Annotated in this window: 13 protein-coding genes; 5 read left to right on the top strand and 8 right to left on the bottom strand. The window is 33.5% G+C overall.

The features are described 5' to 3' along the window. Positions 1-124 precede the first annotated feature (124 nt). From ACFO3N_RS04540 to ACFO3N_RS04520, 5 genes are all read left to right on the top strand, one after another. The gene (locus tag ACFO3N_RS04540) at positions 125-925 is read left to right on the top strand and encodes a helix-turn-helix domain-containing protein (protein ID WP_379795554.1); all 801 of its coding nucleotides are present in this window, start codon (positions 125-127) and stop codon (positions 923-925) included. A gap of 89 nt (positions 926-1,014) precedes the next feature. Continuing rightward, positions 1,015-1,839, top strand: a complete 825-nt coding sequence (locus ACFO3N_RS04535) for a hypothetical protein (RefSeq protein ID WP_379795552.1) — start codon at positions 1,015-1,017, stop codon at positions 1,837-1,839. A 311-nt stretch (positions 1,840-2,150) separates the two neighbouring features. Then, positions 2,151-3,137 (top strand): SDR family NAD(P)-dependent oxidoreductase, encoded by a 987-nt coding sequence (locus ACFO3N_RS04530; protein ID WP_379795550.1) that lies wholly within the window; start codon positions 2,151-2,153, stop codon positions 3,135-3,137. A 77-nt stretch (positions 3,138-3,214) separates the two neighbouring features. Further along, complete coding sequence (locus ACFO3N_RS04525; protein ID WP_379795548.1) at positions 3,215-3,796, top strand: TetR/AcrR family transcriptional regulator; 582 nt, start codon at positions 3,215-3,217, stop codon at positions 3,794-3,796. A gap of 49 nt (positions 3,797-3,845) precedes the next feature. Then, positions 3,846-4,637 carry an SDR family NAD(P)-dependent oxidoreductase gene (locus ACFO3N_RS04520; RefSeq protein ID WP_379795546.1) on the top strand — a complete coding sequence of 264 codons (792 nt, stop codon included), beginning with the start codon at positions 3,846-3,848 and terminating at the stop codon, positions 4,635-4,637. A gap of 63 nt (positions 4,638-4,700) precedes the next feature. On the opposite strand, the gene ACFO3N_RS04515 is transcribed toward ACFO3N_RS04520, so the two are convergent. From ACFO3N_RS04515 to ACFO3N_RS04480, 8 genes are all read right to left on the bottom strand, one after another. Next, on the bottom strand, positions 4,701-5,708 hold the full coding sequence (locus tag ACFO3N_RS04515; RefSeq protein ID WP_379795544.1) for a VOC family protein: 1,008 nt from the start codon (positions 5,706-5,708) through the stop codon (positions 4,701-4,703). Between the two features lie 51 nt (positions 5,709-5,759). Then, entirely contained in the window at positions 5,760-6,617 is an 858-nt protein-coding gene (locus tag ACFO3N_RS04510) for an SDR family oxidoreductase (protein ID WP_379795542.1), read from the bottom strand. A gap of 163 nt (positions 6,618-6,780) precedes the next feature. Continuing rightward, positions 6,781-7,359, bottom strand: coding sequence for a Crp/Fnr family transcriptional regulator (locus tag ACFO3N_RS04505; RefSeq protein WP_379795540.1), 579 nt, complete (start codon positions 7,357-7,359; stop codon positions 6,781-6,783). Between the two features lie 121 nt (positions 7,360-7,480). After that, positions 7,481-8,878, bottom strand: a complete 1,398-nt coding sequence (locus tag ACFO3N_RS04500) for a DHA2 family efflux MFS transporter permease subunit (RefSeq protein WP_379795538.1) — start codon at positions 8,876-8,878, stop codon at positions 7,481-7,483. Between the two features lie 93 nt (positions 8,879-8,971). Continuing rightward, complete coding sequence (locus tag ACFO3N_RS04495) at positions 8,972-9,460, bottom strand: guanylate kinase (RefSeq protein ID WP_379795536.1); 489 nt, start codon at positions 9,458-9,460, stop codon at positions 8,972-8,974. Between the two features lie 46 nt (positions 9,461-9,506). Then, the gene (locus tag ACFO3N_RS04490; protein ID WP_379795534.1) at positions 9,507-9,770 is read right to left on the bottom strand and encodes a hypothetical protein; all 264 of its coding nucleotides are present in this window, start codon (positions 9,768-9,770) and stop codon (positions 9,507-9,509) included. 150 nt (positions 9,771-9,920) lie between these two features. After that, a complete protein-coding gene (locus tag ACFO3N_RS04485) occupies positions 9,921-14,609 on the bottom strand; it encodes a hypothetical protein (protein WP_379795532.1) in 4,689 nt (1,562 codons plus the stop codon). 91 nt (positions 14,610-14,700) lie between these two features. After that, the gene (locus ACFO3N_RS04480; protein WP_379795530.1) at positions 14,701-17,157 is read right to left on the bottom strand and encodes a TonB-dependent receptor; all 2,457 of its coding nucleotides are present in this window, start codon (positions 17,155-17,157) and stop codon (positions 14,701-14,703) included. Positions 17,158-17,160: the final 3 nt, after the last annotated feature.

The following is a 17,160-nucleotide window of genomic DNA, read 5'->3' as shown; positions in this document are numbered from 1 at the left end:
AAAGAATAGTTGATATCTACTTCAAAAGAGAAACTACTTAAATACAGGCAGCTTTTTTTGTGTAGTTTTGTCAATACTATTTCCAAAAGAACAAACCTTTTACCAATTACCTCAAAGAGAACAAATGAATCTGGATTTTTATCAGCCGAAAAATGAAATTTTAAAAAAATATATTGAAGGATATTACTTTATTTCAAAAGATAAAAATTCGGGCTCTGTACAATATCTCACCTTTCCTAATAATTTCTGCATTCTAACCACCAATGAAGATTTAGATGTTGAAATACAAAATAACGAAGTCATTATAAAATCATCGCCAGATAAAAATATCATGACATGTGTAGTTTCTCGTTATACCAAACCCATTAAAATTCATTACAAAGAGCTTATAAATGAAGTTACGATTTATTTTAAGCCATTAGGAATAAGTCAGTTTTTATCAGATTCAAAAAGTATTTTTTCAGAAAGCACTATTCTGGATTTTACTTTTATGCCCGACTTTAATGCTAAAATGATTGAAATTTTCGATTTAGCTAAAGACAAACAAAGTCAGGAGCTTGAAGACTATCTGCTTTCTAAATTACAGGTAAAAGATTTTTCTTTAATTGAAAAAATACTTGCCGATATTGAAACAGATGAAAAGATTGAAGAAATTGCTCTTAAACATCAAATAAGCAGACAATATTTGAATAAGCTTTTTACAAAACATATTGGCAAATCGCCTTCAGAGTACCGAAAAATTCATCGTTTTAGAAACTCCATCCTTAAACAAAAGCAAAGCAAGAATTTTTCTGAGTTGTCTCAATACGATTTTTACGATCAATCTCATTTTATTCGAAACTTTAAAGAGCTCACAAACAGGAATCCACAAATCTTTTTCAAAAATATAGATACAGAAAAAGAAAATATTTGGCTGTTTGTTTAAACAGTTTCCATTTGTACAATTCTGCGATTTTGGGATACTATACTTTTACCCCATACCAAATAATGTAAAACAAAAAAATCCCAAAAAATATGAACTGGCAAAAAATCCATCTTTTTTTACACACCTTTTGCAGATACTTTCTAGCTACCATTATAATCTTATATGCTTACGGTAAAATATTAAAAACTCAATTCGTTTCACAGCCAAGCGTGTACGATATGCCTATTGGTTCTCTAGATGGTTTTCGTCTTACTTGGTATTATTATGGCTACTGCAATTGGTACCCGATTGTTATTGCCGTTACACAGATTGTAAGCTCGTTCCTTCTCTTTTTTAGAAAAACGACAAGAATAGGGATTATTCTTTTCCTAACTTTTATGGTCAATATTCTTCTAACCGATTTTGCATATGATATTAATGCAAAAGAGATTGCGATAACATTAACCCTAATGGCATTGTTTGTATTCTTTTCTGATTATAAAGTTTTTCTAAAATACTTTTTAGAAGAACCTCCATTGTTTCAAAACAGTGACAGACCCAAATGGATGAACAAGATTAGCGTCATAAAATTCGTTTATATTCCTGCTGTATTTATTGGTTTCTTTATCATGTTTAGTATTATGAAAACCAAATACATGTCACAAGACGATTTTTACGGAACTTGGGAAAATCTTCAAACCAAAGAAAGGTTGCATTTTGAAATGATGAATAATTTTCAAATTAATAAAACAGATCGACTAGATAGCATTGTAAATGGAGAATACTCGTTTACAAAAGATTCTTTAACTTTAAAAACTAACAATAACTCGCAGCATAAAACAAAAAACTATCTAAAAGGGAAATACATCTTGCACAAAGCAGATCTAACTATTACAACCAAAACCGACAATCTAAAATTTGTAAGGATTAGATAAACCAAAAACCCTGTTGTCATCTATTAATTAAGCAATTAGCAAGCGTAATTATATAACAGCGCCCGAATAATTTTACTCTAATTTTATATTTCAAATTAGACGGAAAAGCTATTTCGTTGCTAAATTACTTGCTATGCTTTTTTTAAATCAAAAAAATAGAATATTCAGTACGAGAACATCTGAGAAAAAATATATCTTAAAAAATAGTTCAAGCAGAACAAACGAAAAGCGCATTATTATTTTGTCTAAAAAAGCAATTTGAGTAACTCACCGCAGTAAAATGCGCTTTTATGTACTTTAATATTTAGGATATGAAAAATGAAGGAAAATATACGAATGATCTAAAAGGAAAAACAGTTGTTATAACGGGTGCAAGCAGTGGTGTTGGCCGTGCAGCTGCAGAAGCTTTTGCTCATGAAGGATGCAATTTAGTCTTAGCAGCCAGAGGTTGGAAAGGTATTAATGAAGTTGTAGAATTTTGCCGAGCATTCAATGTTTGTGTTGTGGGTGTTTCGGCAGATACGTCTATAGCTGAAGATGTAGAGAAAGTTGCCGCAGAAGCCCTTGCTATGAGCGGTAAAATCGATATCTGGGTCAATAATGCCGGAGTGATGGCAAGCGGAAAATTTGAAGAAATTCCGTTAGAAATTCATCAGCAGGTTATAAAAACCAATTTATTTGGTTACATGCATGGTGCTTACAATGCAATCAAAATTTTTAAAGATCAGAATCACGGTATTTTAATTAATAATGTATCAATTGGTGGCTTTATGCCCGCACCTTACAGCGCCGTATATTCTGCATCTAAATTTGGCATTAAAGGCATGATGGAATGTTTGCAGGGAGAAATTTCTAACCGCAGAAATATTCATGTTTGCAATCTATATCCTCAGTTACAAAATTCTACAGGAAATCTTCATTCTGCCAAGTATTCGGGTTTTGATATAAAAATTCCTTTTATTGCTTCAGATCCACGGGAAACTGCTGCCAAAATGGTTTATTTGGCAAAACATCCTAAAAAAGATTTGTTTCCTGATTTTAAAGCGGCGGCAATTACTAATACCTATAAATTATTTCCAAAATTAATTAGCAATACCGCATCGACAGCGCTTCGTCTAAAAATGAAACTTAATCAAAATAAGGAGAACAATCCTGGAAATGTGCTTACTAATTCTAAAAAACCTTTAAGAGTCTACGGGAATCCTCCTTCAAAAACAGATTCTAATTTTGCTAAAACTGCAATTATGGGATTAGGTATCGCAGCTGCGTTGTTTTTAGTTCTTAAAAAATCTTCTTAAAGGATTACATTAAAAAAAAATTGGCAGCATAATTATTTTTATATAATTTTGTATCGATCATTACAAAATAAAATCAAATGAGAGGCAGACCAACCATATATGAAGATTCTAACATCATAAAAAAGGCTCAGGAAGTTTTTTGGCAGAAAGGCTACAGTGCAACCTCTCTAAGTGATTTACAAAAAGCAACTGGAGCCGGAGCCGGAAGTTTCTACAATACTTTTAAAGGCGGTAAAAAAGAAGTTTTTAAAAAAGCTATTGAAGAACGCAGACTAGCTTTTGATGCTTTTAAAAATGAATTGGCTAAAAGTGATTCGCCTTTAAAATTAATTAAAGATTTTTTTAGAAGTATTGCAGAAGCTGACACAAATGAACATTTGAAGGGATGTATTATCGCCAATACCGTTGTCGAAATGACTTATATAGATGAAGATCTTGAAGCCAATGCTGTACAGATTTTAAAAGAAGTCGAACAGATGTTTACAGCAACCATAAAAACGGAACAAGCAAAAGGAAACATACAATCTAAAATTGCTCCTGAGATTCTAGGAAAATACCTCATCACGTTTTGGTGCGGACTTAATACGCTCCGCAGAATGTATCCTGACAAGAAAATATTAAAAGATCAGATCGAAATGCAATTAGCTGTCATCAGCTAATTTTTTTGACTATTTATGTATCAATCATTACAAAAATAAATAATAAAAAATGGATTTAAAATTAGAAGGTAAAAAAGCTTTCATCAGCGGATCAACTCAAGGAATTGGTTTTGCAATTGCGCAACAATTATTAAATGAAAAAGCAGAAGTAATTATCAACGGAAGAGGTGAAGAAAAAACAAATCTGGCGGTTCAAAAATTGAAAACCGAATTTCCAAACTGCAAAGTGTCTGGAATTGCAGCAGATTTTAGCAAAAAAGAGGAAATAGACGCGCTACTTGGTCAATTAAATAACATCGATATTCTAATTAATAATGTTGGTCAATTTGATCTAAAAAACTTTGAAGAAATTGAAGATGAAGATTGGTATAAAATATTTGAAATTAATGTGATGAGTTCTGTTCGTCTTTCTAAGAAACTTTTACCACAGATGCTGGAGAAGAAATCAGGAAGAATTATTTTTATAAGCAGTGAATCTGGAGTCAATATTCCTGGAAATATGATTCATTATGGAATGACTAAAGCCGCAATGACTGCTGTGAGCAATGGCTTATCTAAACTAACCATGGGAACAGAAGTAACCGTAAATACCATTCTAGGCGGACCAACTTATTCTGATGGAGTTGCGGCTGTTATAGAGCACATAGCATCTCTGCAGAATATCGAAGTGGAGCAAATAAAAAATAGCATTGTACAGCAAACCAATCCGCATTCTTTATTGCAGCGTTTTATAAATCCATCAGAAATTGCATCGCTTGCCACTTATCTTGCAAGCCCTCTTTCTTTGGCAACAAATGGAGCTTCTCTAAGAGCAGATGGTGGTGTTTTAAAAACCATTTAATAGAAATTTAAAAAGCCAGAACTTATTGTCTGGCTTTTTAAAACTTTCAAAATCAATTAAAAGTTATTCTTTTTGGTCAACAAAAACATACAGTTTCTGAACTTTACCATTTTCGATCACAAACAAGTCCATACCGCTTATCACAGATGGTTTTGTTTTTGAACCAAACTGCCAATACAAACGAACTATATTATGATTGGTTTCGACAGATTTTGCTGTAAATCTAAAATCAGGGTTTTTAGTTTGAAGTTCTACGATAAATTTACTGATATCTTCAATTCCTTCAGCAATAAAATGACGATCGACCATTTCTACATTAGTCGCATAAACCTGATTTAATAAAGCTTTGCGTTTCAACTCTTCTTTTTCATTCCAAATTTTAAGATGGTTTTCTACTATTGCCGTGTTCTTTTTAGAATCGAAATCATCTGCAGAAACTTTTTTTACTATTTCATTTTTTGGAGACCATAATAGCGTTTTTGGATTCGTTTTTTCATATCCTTTTCCATTAGGATACGAAACCAATTCCATTTTAGATCCCCAAGGCGTTTCAAAATAAACCCAAGTTTCTCCTGCTGTATCTCCAGAAGGCATTGTAAAAGGTTCTCCTATTATTTTTACGCCTTTACTTTTTAAATATTGTACAGATGCATTAATATCTTTTACATAAAATGCGATATGAGATGCTCCAATATCATCTGTGTTGGGGTGTGTTTTGCTTCCTTTATTGTCATCATATTCAAACACTTCTATACTTGCTCCGTTTCCTGCATTGATCATTTTTATAGTAACAGCTCCAGTATTTGGATTAATGTGATTTAGTTTTTTCCAATCATCGTCAAGCGGAATTGGTCCTAATTGAGTTACGGGCGTAAAACCAAGTACATCATTAAAAAATGTAACAGCTTTATTAAGATCAGGGACATTGATTCCGACGTGATCAATTCCAACAATTCCTGCACTAGTTTGTGCAGCTGTTTTTTCTGAAGCTGAAAAGAGTATTAATAAATTAAGCATTGCAGCGGCTGAAGTTTGCACTTTTTTATTTGATTTTTTATGAGTTGTTTTCATGATTATTTGAATCTTAAGTAAATTATTAAAATGTATTTTTAAAGGGGAAAATTAATTGGTGTAAGCTGCTACCCATTTTGCTTTAATATTGGCACGCGCTTCTATAAATTCTTTATCGGTTCCTTGAGCAATGGCGTCTAGCGGAAAACGAAGCGGTCTCTCTCCTTTTTTCATGTTTACCAATTCTAAAATACCATCAGCAATGGTTTGCGGATTCATATCAAACTGAGCCATTTTTCCAAATAATGCTGTGCCTAAGGCGTTGAATTTTTCGGTTGCTGCATCTCCATATTCTTCTATAATTTGTGTTTTATCAGCATGAATACCCGCTTTAGATCCGTTATTCATTTCTGTTGGATAAACCCCAGGCTGAATACTTACGTTTTCAATTCCATAACCAGCAAGTTCGTCTTGCAATCCTTCTGTAAAACTTTCAACCACCAGTTTTGATGCGATATACGGAACCATAAATGGAAGTGTGTGTGCGCTGGCTCCAGTTGTAATGTTAATTACGAGTCCGTTTCTTTCTTTTCTCATAGAAGGAAGCACTGCTTGATACATGCGAAGTACGCTGTAAACGTTTACGTCAAACATTTTACGAACCTGATCGATAGAATATCCTTCAAGCAAACCAAAACCGCTTACCGCTGCGTTATTGATTAAAACGTCAATTTTTCCGTATTTAATCAATACTTTTTCGATTGCTTTAGTAACTGATGTATCATCTGTAACATCGATATCTACTACTTCAATGTTTTCTATTGCCTGCAATTCTTTCGCAGCAGCGGCATTTTTATCATTGGTATTTCGCATTCCTGCAATTACAGAATGACCTGCGTTTGCTAATGTTACAGCTGTTAATTTTCCAAAGCCTGTACTTGTTCCTGTAATGAAAATTGTTTTTGACATGATTTCTAATATTTAAATGTTTATAATGTTTGTTTCTTTTGAACATTACAAAGTTGCGATGAATGCAAAACCTGTACATTGATTAGAAATAAGTAAAAACTTGATATAGATCAAGAGTTGGAAGAGGGCATAAAAAAAGGAGCTTTAAAAGCTCCTTGTACATTTATTTCTTTGCTGTTTGTTTTCGAATACGGCTTAGCGTTTCTGGTGTCATACCCAAATAGGAAGCAATCATGGTTTGAGGAATTCTCGAAGCAAAACCTGGATACTTACTTATAAAGTTCAAATACTTTTCTTCGGCCGTTAAAGTAAGTGAAGCCTGAATTCTATTTTGAGCGGCAATAAAACTTCTTTGCAGAATAGCATTTACCATATTATTAAAAGCTGGAATTTCTTTGCATAGCAATTCAAAATTCTCATGCGTAAAAAGAACAAGCTCGGTATCTTCAATAGCATCAATATTAAAACGAGACGGTTGCTGCATCATTAAACTCTCGCGATCTCCTGTCCACCAATTTTCGATACTGAAACTATTTACATGCTCACTGCCTCTTTCATCAACGGTATAAGTTCGAACACAGCCTTTTGTGATAAAAGCATCGTATTTCCAGACATCTCCTTCTTGAAGCAGATATTGTCTTTTACGAAGTTTTTTAATTATAGCAAATGATTGGATACGTTCCGATTCTGTAGGAGTCAGTTCAGTTTTTTCTTCTAGATACTTTTGGAATATTTCATACATAGTATGTAAAATTATGCAAAAGCCATTTGAAGAACAAATAACTTAATCCAAAACAAGTTAGATTTACTAGAAATGTTGTCTATTTTTTTTGAATTCAAAAACTTGCTTATGCGAAACAAAATTACATATACCCTCCACCATCTGTTTTACTTAATTTTGAAAAAGTAAAGCTTGAAAAGATGGTAAAAACAGCCAATGCAATAAAAGTATATTGAAATGCTTTTGAAGCGTCTAAATCGAAAATTCCATCCTGAAATAAAGAAAGCGCAAGACTCGCTACAGAAACTCCAAAACTTACTGAAAGCTGTTGCATAATAACCAACATGGTATTTCCGCCGCTCGCTGTATCTTGATCTAAATCTGAAAGTGTAATGGTATTCATAGCAGACATTTGTACAGAGGTAAAAATTCCGTAGAATATCATCAGTAAAATATAGTATCCAATGGGTGTTTCTTTCGTTACAAATCCGAGAATAATCAAAACAATTCCCAGCAAAATGGTGTTACTTATCAATACTGTTCTGTAGCCAAAAAACTTTATAATAGATACCATAAAAGGCTTAACAGCAACATTTGACAAGGCAGAAGGCAACAGCAATAATCCTGATACCGATGCCGAGTAACCAAAACTGGTTTGCAGCATAAGCGGTAAAAGCAATGGTAGTCCGCCAATTCCAAGTCTAGTAATTAAACTTCCCATCAATCCTATTTTTAAGGTTCTAATATTTAGAAGATGCAGATCGATTATGGGTTTCTCTGTTTTTTTATAATGAATGTAATAAAAGAGAGAAAGCAGTCCGAAGAGAAACAATAAACTTAGAATTACAATCATATGCGGTCGTCCGTTTCCGATAAGTTCTAAAACCAAAGTGATAGAAATTAGTGCCAAACTGAAATAAACCAATCCTCTAAAATCGAATCTTCCTACTGCGTGCTTAAAGTTAGGCATAATACGATACGCCATCGAAATTCCGATGAGACCGATTGGAATATTTATTAAAAAAATCCAATGCCAGCTGAAATTATCTGAGAGAAAACCTCCTAAACTTGGACCCGCAACCATTCCTAGCAAACCAAATAAGGTTATAAAGTTCATTGTTTTAAGCAGTTCGTTTTTTGGATATTGGTACAAAATAGCCAATCGGGCAATTGGCACCATCATGGAAGCACCAACCGCTTGTAAAACACGTGCCATATTAAGCGTATTCAAATCAACTGAAAGAGCGCAAAACAAAGATCCCATGATAAACAGAAATACGGCAATCATAAACATGGTTCTGGTGCCAAACTTATCTGCCAGCCATCCAGAAAGCGGAATAAACATGGCCAATGTGAGTGTGTAGGTTACAATAACCGAATCCATTTCGGTTGCCGAATATCCCATATTTTTGGCTATTGAAGGCAACGAAGTATTAAGAATTGTACCATCTAAAGATTGCATAAGCATTGCAATTGCCGTAACCCAAGGAAGCAGATATACTGCATTTTGTTCTTTCTTTTCTTCTTTATTATTCAGCATCTTTTAGTTTTAGACAAAAGCTTGATTTGTAAGATGATGTAAATTAATAAAAAAAAGCGCTCCAAAGTGTTAAATCTGATTGTCTTTAAGATTCTATATTTTTCGTTTAATATAAATAATTGGTTGGGTATCAAAAACAAACTCGTCTATTGGTTCTCGTTCTTCCCAAAGCTCTTCTATTTCATTTTCATCAGCTTCATATACAGGATCGTAGGCATGTTTGGGAAAATCATTAAAATGATTCATTGCTTCCTCTAATGGACGCAAAGTATATTTTTCGTTAAAAGTATTTTCTACAAAAAACTTAAAACCTTTGTAGGTACAAAAAGTGTTTACCCGATAAGCGCTTTCAATATCAGTAAAAGAGACTTCTTTATACATACTAACTTTTTGCTCAAGTTTTGGTTTTAGCTTCAACTTTAGCATTAATTTGAGGTTCAATTTGAGGTTATCATCAATTCTGAAACCTTTCTTCAATAATTCTTCGCTGTAGTCCGCTTGTAAAATATAAAAATGATCTCTTTTCCAAAACCTAAACTCGATTCCCATATGTTTTGCAAATGAATCTCTTCTTATTCTCATAGCCGTTTTTTTATTTTGCTCTTATTAATTCAAAAAAGGAATTGAATTACAAGTATTCTTTAAGATTTTCATCATCAAAATCTAAGCGTAAAAACTCATTCATAAGTACTGATGGAAAAGCATAATTTGTTTTTAATTCCCATTCGTCTTCTTTAATCTCTAATTTTTCGAAGAATCTTTCCATAAGGAATTCTCTGTTTCCTTTTATAGTTATAAGAATCCATGTAGAATTATTATATCCTTTATTTTTAGGTATGATGAATCTTTTTATTTCATCATTATTTTGTCTGTTTTGGTAAACCTCAAACATTTATTTTACAAATTTCAGTATCGAGTTCTTAGCCATGAAAATTAATAAAAAACCTGCAAAGTATTATGAAATAAGAGCACATTAAAATGAAAACCCGTTTAAGAAATTCTCAAACGGGTTTTTAAAATCACTTATAGTCCTTTATAGAATTTACCTAAAAGTATTGATATTTTTATACTTATAAACAAACTCATTTGCCTGTTTATTTCCTGGCAGATTATACTTCATTACTATTTCATAATTTCCATATCGCATGAACTGGTAAGAACTACTAATAAATCGCTGAGCAAGTGCTACAACACCTGGTTCTCCATTAATGTAGTTGTTCACTATTTGATTGTTCAAATCGATCCAGTCTTCCTTATAGACAAATGGCAAATTGTATCTAAACGGGAAGTTAGCTCTAGTCCAAGACTGATTAACGTCGTTTTCTAAATTTGTCATATAAGAAGCATTTAACGGAATTGCCTTTGCAGGAACAACTCCAAATTCGCTAGTATCTCTATTTTTTATTGAGAAAATACCACTTAAAGGATAATCCTTATACAAATAAGGATAAATATCTGTTGTATAATATTGATCATTTAATTTAGATTCTGCTGTTACTACAGGTTTATTGTCACTGTAAGTTACTCCTCTAAGCTCTACTAGATCAAAAGCTTCTTGACTTGAAATACCATTGGTCAAATAAATAACATCTGAAAACAAAATTCCAAAATCATAGCTTTGCGTATTAATTGCATTCATTTTAGAAGCAAAAGTTTTGTATTTACTTGTGTTGAATGAATAGTTTAAACGATCAATGCTTCCCTCCGCTTTAGATATGGCATCGGCTTGATTTTCTTTTATTTGTATATCATTACCTTCATCACTAATCGTATTTGTCTTTGTATTCGATGTCGTGTTTCTTGTTGTATTCTGCTTTAAATTACTAACGATTGAGAAATTATATTTCTTTTCCTGATCGATATTTGGCAAGTTATAATATACTTCATTTGAAGTAGTATCATAGTTAAATGCCACGGCTTTTGAGTTAGAAGTTCCGTCTTGCGCCATCTTAATACTGGTCTCCCAATTAGAATCTTCAAACAAATAATCCTGACCACGCTTCAGTTGGATATATCCTTTTGAATATTCTTCTTCAAGGAAATACTTTTGATCTACAACTGGATACGAGTACTTAATATTGGTAAGCGGAATATGGTTTGGCGCGCCTCCTGTTGTAAACATTCTTTCTTCAAATTCTGTGGCTACTTTTCCGTCTACTTTTATAGGCTGGAATACGCCATTTACCATTTTTTGGAAACTAACCTCAACTTGAACTTTCAATTCTTTATGAGGAGGAAGAATATCTGTTGACACAAAATTAACTCTGTCTTTCATACTACTCCATTCAAAAACTCCTGGAATTTCTTTGGTTCCATCAAATACTTTGAATTTTTCTAGTATAACTTTATAAGTCACATCGCCCGCGTCTTCAGGAATTACAAAAGCTTCATTTACTTTCATTGAAAATGCGGCTTGTGGCACAGCAAAAACATCTACATCTGTAGAGCTTTGTTTTGGCGTTACATCGGTGATTAATTTAATGCCTCCTAGTGGCGATGCATTTTCAAATTGGCATTCTTCGCCTATTTCAAATTTAAATCTGAATTTTCCTTTTATCAATCCTCCTAATATATTCATGTTTCCAGCCACATAACCTCTCATCCAAACTGGATTTGGCAATTTCGCTTGTAATAAAACTGCGGCTCCTCCAGAAATAATTGGAACCTTTAATTTTAAGAAAGATAATTTAATTCTGATTCCAAGTTCTCCTTGCAGATAAGCATAAGATTGTCCGTTGGCATACCAACCATTTATACCTACACGGCTTCCTGTGTTGGAACATCTAGCTTCCTGATAATCTTTAAGCATAATATCGAATCCCATTCCTGCTTGAAAACGGGCGTAGAAAAGCAAGAAACTTAAATCTCCTGTATCAAAATCTAGACTGGCTCCAAAGGCTAAACCACCTCCATTTGCCAATTCATTTTCGTTACGCATGTAATCCAGTTCTTTTAATTCGACACCCAAAATTTGAGCTACTTGCGGAGGTGGCGCCGGACTACCCGGAAGTACCGTTCCTGCCATAAAATAACTTGTTGTTTGCAAATACATACCCGCAACTCCAATTTTAATTCCGCATCGGTCTTTTGGTGTTCCCATATACATATACCAATCTTTTGGATCTTTATGGAAAACTCCCCAAACAGCTCTTCCTCCTTCTCCAGTTCCCGAAAGGAAATTCCCTGGTGTATTAATATATACATCGGTAGTGGCGTGCATCGATTTGTTTTCAAAATCAAATTCGACAGCTGCTGCCATTTTTATTCCTACTGCTGCAGACAAATCTCCTGGAATTGCTTCTTTAGCTTCTGGAATATATTTGCTGGCAAAAGATCCTTTAAGGTCATTTTCTGTAATTCCTAAAAAGCTTTTCTTAGCGGTAACATTTGAAGCTACTTTCCCCATTAAATCGGTAACATTTTTAAGTCCTGGAATTTTAGCCATCACATTGGCTTTACCAAAAATAGCTAATCTGTTTATTCCTCCTTTTGAGTTAAATGCCATTTCAAAACCGGCTTCACCATCACAAATGGTTTCTGATCCTACGTGAAAATAAATTAAAGCCTTAATTCCTAAACTTATTTTCTCGTCTGGTGTATAACTTAGTCCCGAAGGAGAAAATTCGCCAATGGCAATATCTTGATTTCGATGCATTTTGTAATAGGCTCCTCCACCAAAACCTGTAATCATAAAAGGCACACCTGGTGTTGGAGGAAACTTAACCGCTCCATCAAAATACCAATATCTAAAAGTAGTACGTCCGAAAATTGCTTTTGCTTTTACATTAACAATATCCACAACGTCGACTTCAACATCTGCATTAAACCCGTTACCATATATAGGGTCATTTTCCATTAGGATAAGACCACCTTTAATAGTTAATCCACTAAACTTGCAATCTATGTTTATGGCCGAAAGATCCAGACCAGCGTATCGGCTTTTTTGCCTATACCCATCATCGTACATCTTACCTTTTATTCCAATTCTAGCTGTAGCTCCTGCTCCAATGCTTTCCATTAAATTAATTCCTAAATCAAAATCAATTCGGGAATCATCTCCATTAATGGCTACATTAATGTTTCCGATCGAAACAGGAAAATTAGCAAAACCAACTGTTCCTTTGTACCCCATATTTCTAACCGAAATAATAGGCGAAACCGTCTGTAATTGCAAGTTCTCAAAAGTAATTCCTTTAAAGTCTACCATTTTCTTGCCTTCGACATCTTTATCGTCTGTTGCCCCTTTATTGGTTCCAAAGGAAACCGAACCGTTTAGATTGGCTTTAGGCAAAAATCGTCCGTTGACTAATTTTAACTCGACAGAACTATTGGGCAGCAATAATGCTTTTGCCTTCCAGATGTCAAAAGCTATGGAATCTTTTGTTATCACAACCAATTGTTGCTCTTCCATAGAAATAAATCCGTTGTATTCTAAACCAGCCCTATTGGTCTGTTTTGGTTTAGCAGCATCGGTTCCTGTTGCGCTAGCTGTTCCTGCATTGGTAGCTGGAGTTGTAGCCGTTTCTTTTTTCTCTGGTACAGCTTTACTAATGGGTAAAAGAATCTGTCCTTTTAAATTTGCTTTTACAAAAGTATTTGCCGCAATAGTCACATCAATATGGTCTAACGAATAAGCCCATGATTTTTCCTGACTGGTTATTCCTCGATCTAAAGGAAAAACATTATCGGCATAGAAAGTTCCCGAAACTCCAAATTTATCTATAATAAGATTTTGTGCGCCTACATGGAGCCTTTCTTTACTTGATGCCGTATCGGTTGTTTGAAATTCCTTGGGCAGACCTACATCAAAAGTCTGAACAAAAACTCCTTTCCACGATTCCTGACTTGGAACCAAAAGCGAATTTTTCGCATAATATTCTGGAAAAACAACTACAGGATCATTTTTCAAATCACTTAAATCCAATACTGCATTGCTTACCAAAAACTGGAAATTACCATCAAAATCTTTTCCGTTTCGTTTGTCTTTTAATACAAAAGGCTGCAGACTTACATTTAATAAAATATCATTCCAGCTGCCCGCTGTAAAACTAAACTCTCCTCTAACTCTATTAGGTATTGCAACCGTTTTTCCGTTATAATACGTTTTTGGAACTGTAGTTTTTGCTTCATCAACCGTTTTGGTCAACGGATCGATTGGCAGAATTAGATCTCTCGAAAACTCAACAGCGCCAGAAATCTTCATTTCTTTAAAACCATCACAATCAATCTTTACATACGTTAGATCGTTTACCTTTCCAGTCGCCATTTCGAAACCTCCGTATAAAGAAACCTGCCATTTATCTTCGTTAAACGGAATATCAACATTGCCTAGCAATACCAATTTGGCTTCACCCATAATACCTCCTTGATGCGATAATTTAACATTATCTGCTCCAAAGAAAAGCTGCATGGGCTGTCCGGTTTTTTTATCTTTCTGAGGAATATCAACTCTACAGAAAACTGTCAGCGTAGTATATTCTGGCGTAAAAGTAGCCTTTGTAATTCCGATAGAATATTGAATATTATTTACCGTATTACGAATACCAATAGGCAGTTCTACCAAATCTTGATTTGAAAATTTATCTACCCAACGGTCAGCGGCTTCAATCTTTTGTATCGAACTTGAAGCTACACTTAATTCTTTTGGTGGCTGAATTTCCTGCGCATAAGAAAAAACAACCGAAAGCAAGATAAGCAGTGCCGCAAAATGTATTTTGTAATTTTTTTTCATAAGCAAATCATTCTGTTTTTTTGAAAAATAAAGCATACCGACTTCTTTTATATTTTTACTCTTTTGAACAGCAAAAGAGTTTATTTGACTATTAATTATTCTTTAAAAACTTAAAATCGACTTCTCCATCCTTAACATTTTTAACTGCTAAATCATGATAGAATGGAATTAGTTTGATTTTTATTTCTTCGATTATTGCTGCATCTGTTTTCTTCTCTTTCATCATTTTAAAGAAATCTCCAAGCTCTTCTTTATTAAAAGCCGAAAGATTTTCATTTTGACGAAGCTGATCTACAGGTGTATTTGAAAGTATTCCAATCTCATTAAGCATCCATCGATGAACCATTAAAGGCTGTAATTTTTTATTTTTTCTGTCTACCAGTTTTAGATACGAATTATAACTCACTTTATCTGTGACGTCTTTTTCATCTACACCATGCATCTTATGTTTGTTTACTCTTCCTAGAGCCATCACATAATCATTCTCATATCCTTCGTCTTTACGAGCCATTTCTTCTCTTAAACTTTTTACCGTTTCATGAATGTAATTGTCGTATTTATTTAAGATGTCATTATTTAAATCGTATGCTTTTAAATAATTCAAGGCTTTTTCTTTGAAGCTATCGTCATCTGGCGTCAAAGTTGTAAGCGTAAGAAGATGTTGCAATTCTTCTGAATCTTCTTTTGGCATCGGACGAAGCGCTGACTGCATATCCTGAAGCTGCTGTATAATTTCGTCTCTCGTTCCTTCGTACGTTTTGTCTTTATGGTTTATTTTTAGAATAGGATTTAAAACCTCTTCTTTTTCTTTTTTAGGCTCTTTTTTGGCAGGAAGCTTTATTTTATCCAACGAACAGGTGTAATTTAAAGTAGCCGTTAAGTCATTAAATTTGTCTGTATTCGTACTGCTTCTAAACATCGAAATAACATTTAAACCAAAATTATGCCTTTGATACATTACGTAACTATTGTTGAACTTGATTCCAAATACAGAACTTGAATTCATATTTCCTTGCGAATTATTATAAAGAAATCCAAGGTTTGTATTTAGCTTGTCTTTGAATAGTTTCTTTGAAGCTCCAACTGAAGCTCCCATAGATGAATTATTGTTTCGGCTTACTTCATTTTTGGTATAGTTAAGCGAACTGTTTAAAGCAACTTTTGTTGCAAGAAAACTAACCGTATGCGCCAAATTATAATTTTGAACCGTGCTCGCCTGACCTTTTCTAATCACGCCTCCTTGCTCGTTGGCCTGACCTGCAATACTATAATTAAAGTTTAAATTTTGATTTCTTTTTTTCCCAAAAGCATAAGACATGTTTACATTAGCATTTTGAGACAATTGTCTGTAATCTAAAGTGTCTGCCTGCACTACATTTGGATTATTTATAAGTTCAAACTGATCTAATTTTTTATTGGTATAAGTAGAAAAATTAGAATAACTACCCGTAATGTTAATTTGATCTGTAACTCTATAATTCATGTTGATAGATCCTACAACACGTTTTGTATCTTGTTTTTTAACTTTTTCTAAATCATCTTTTTGAAATCCTAAACTGGTCGAAACTGTAATTTTATCTTGATAAAAAGGTCTCGCAAAACGCAACGCTATGTTTTCTAAATCATTATTAAAATATAATGCTCCAAGCGTATTGTAATTAGGATCAATGCGCTCGTACGTTAATCCGACGGTACTTTTCTGAATATTATAATCGAAATTAACATTGAAAGCGTTCATATAACTCGTACTTTCTTTACCAGAAAATATTTTATCTCGAAAACCTCCGCCCGAAAGACTTTTACTTCTAGTATCATCTGTTAATACAGACAAGGCATACTCAACATTTAAATTTAAATTTTTAACTACCGAAGTGCTAAAAATCAAGCTGTTTACAAAGTTTTCTTTTGGCGTAACTCCGTTATCATTTACCATGTTTAATGAATTGGCATCGTCTTTGGCATAAAAACCAATCCAACCTAACTTATATTGCGCTTTCTCAAAACCTACTTTTGCTCCATAACCAAAACGCTGATAAATCGGAATTCCTCCTGAAGCATTTTCTGCTGAAACGGCTTTAAGGAGCTGTCCTCCCATTAACGATACTTTAAATGGACTATTTGGTGTCAGTTCTAATCCGACTCCTTTAAACGGATAACCGCTTAATGTATAAGGTGAAAATGTCATACTCACATTTCCAATATAAGCCTTTACCCATTTATATTTGGGCATAATGCTTAATCTGTTAAAATCAAATGGAGCAGTATATCCTAAATTATCTCCTTGATTGGTAAAACTATAAAACAACGGAACACTAAAATTAAAAGCACTAATATTCAAACTCCCTGAAAACAGATAAGTGAAAGGTTCACGTGAATTTTCCATATTTGAATTGTAGTACATCATATTGGCATTAATGTTACCAGTTACCTTAAAATTAGGTTTATAAAAATTCTGCAAATCTATGTCCTGTGTATATCCTTTCCCGCAAAAACAACAGGCCAAAACAATACATAACCAAAACAAGATTTTATTATTCTTTATCTTCATTTA

It is taken from the genome of Flavobacterium chungangensis (assembly GCF_042654045.1).
GTDB lineage: Bacteria > Bacteroidota > Bacteroidia > Flavobacteriales > Flavobacteriaceae > Flavobacterium > Flavobacterium chungangensis.
Note: the sequence above shows the minus strand (reverse complement) of the source record. Positions and strands in the feature narration are given on the sequence as shown.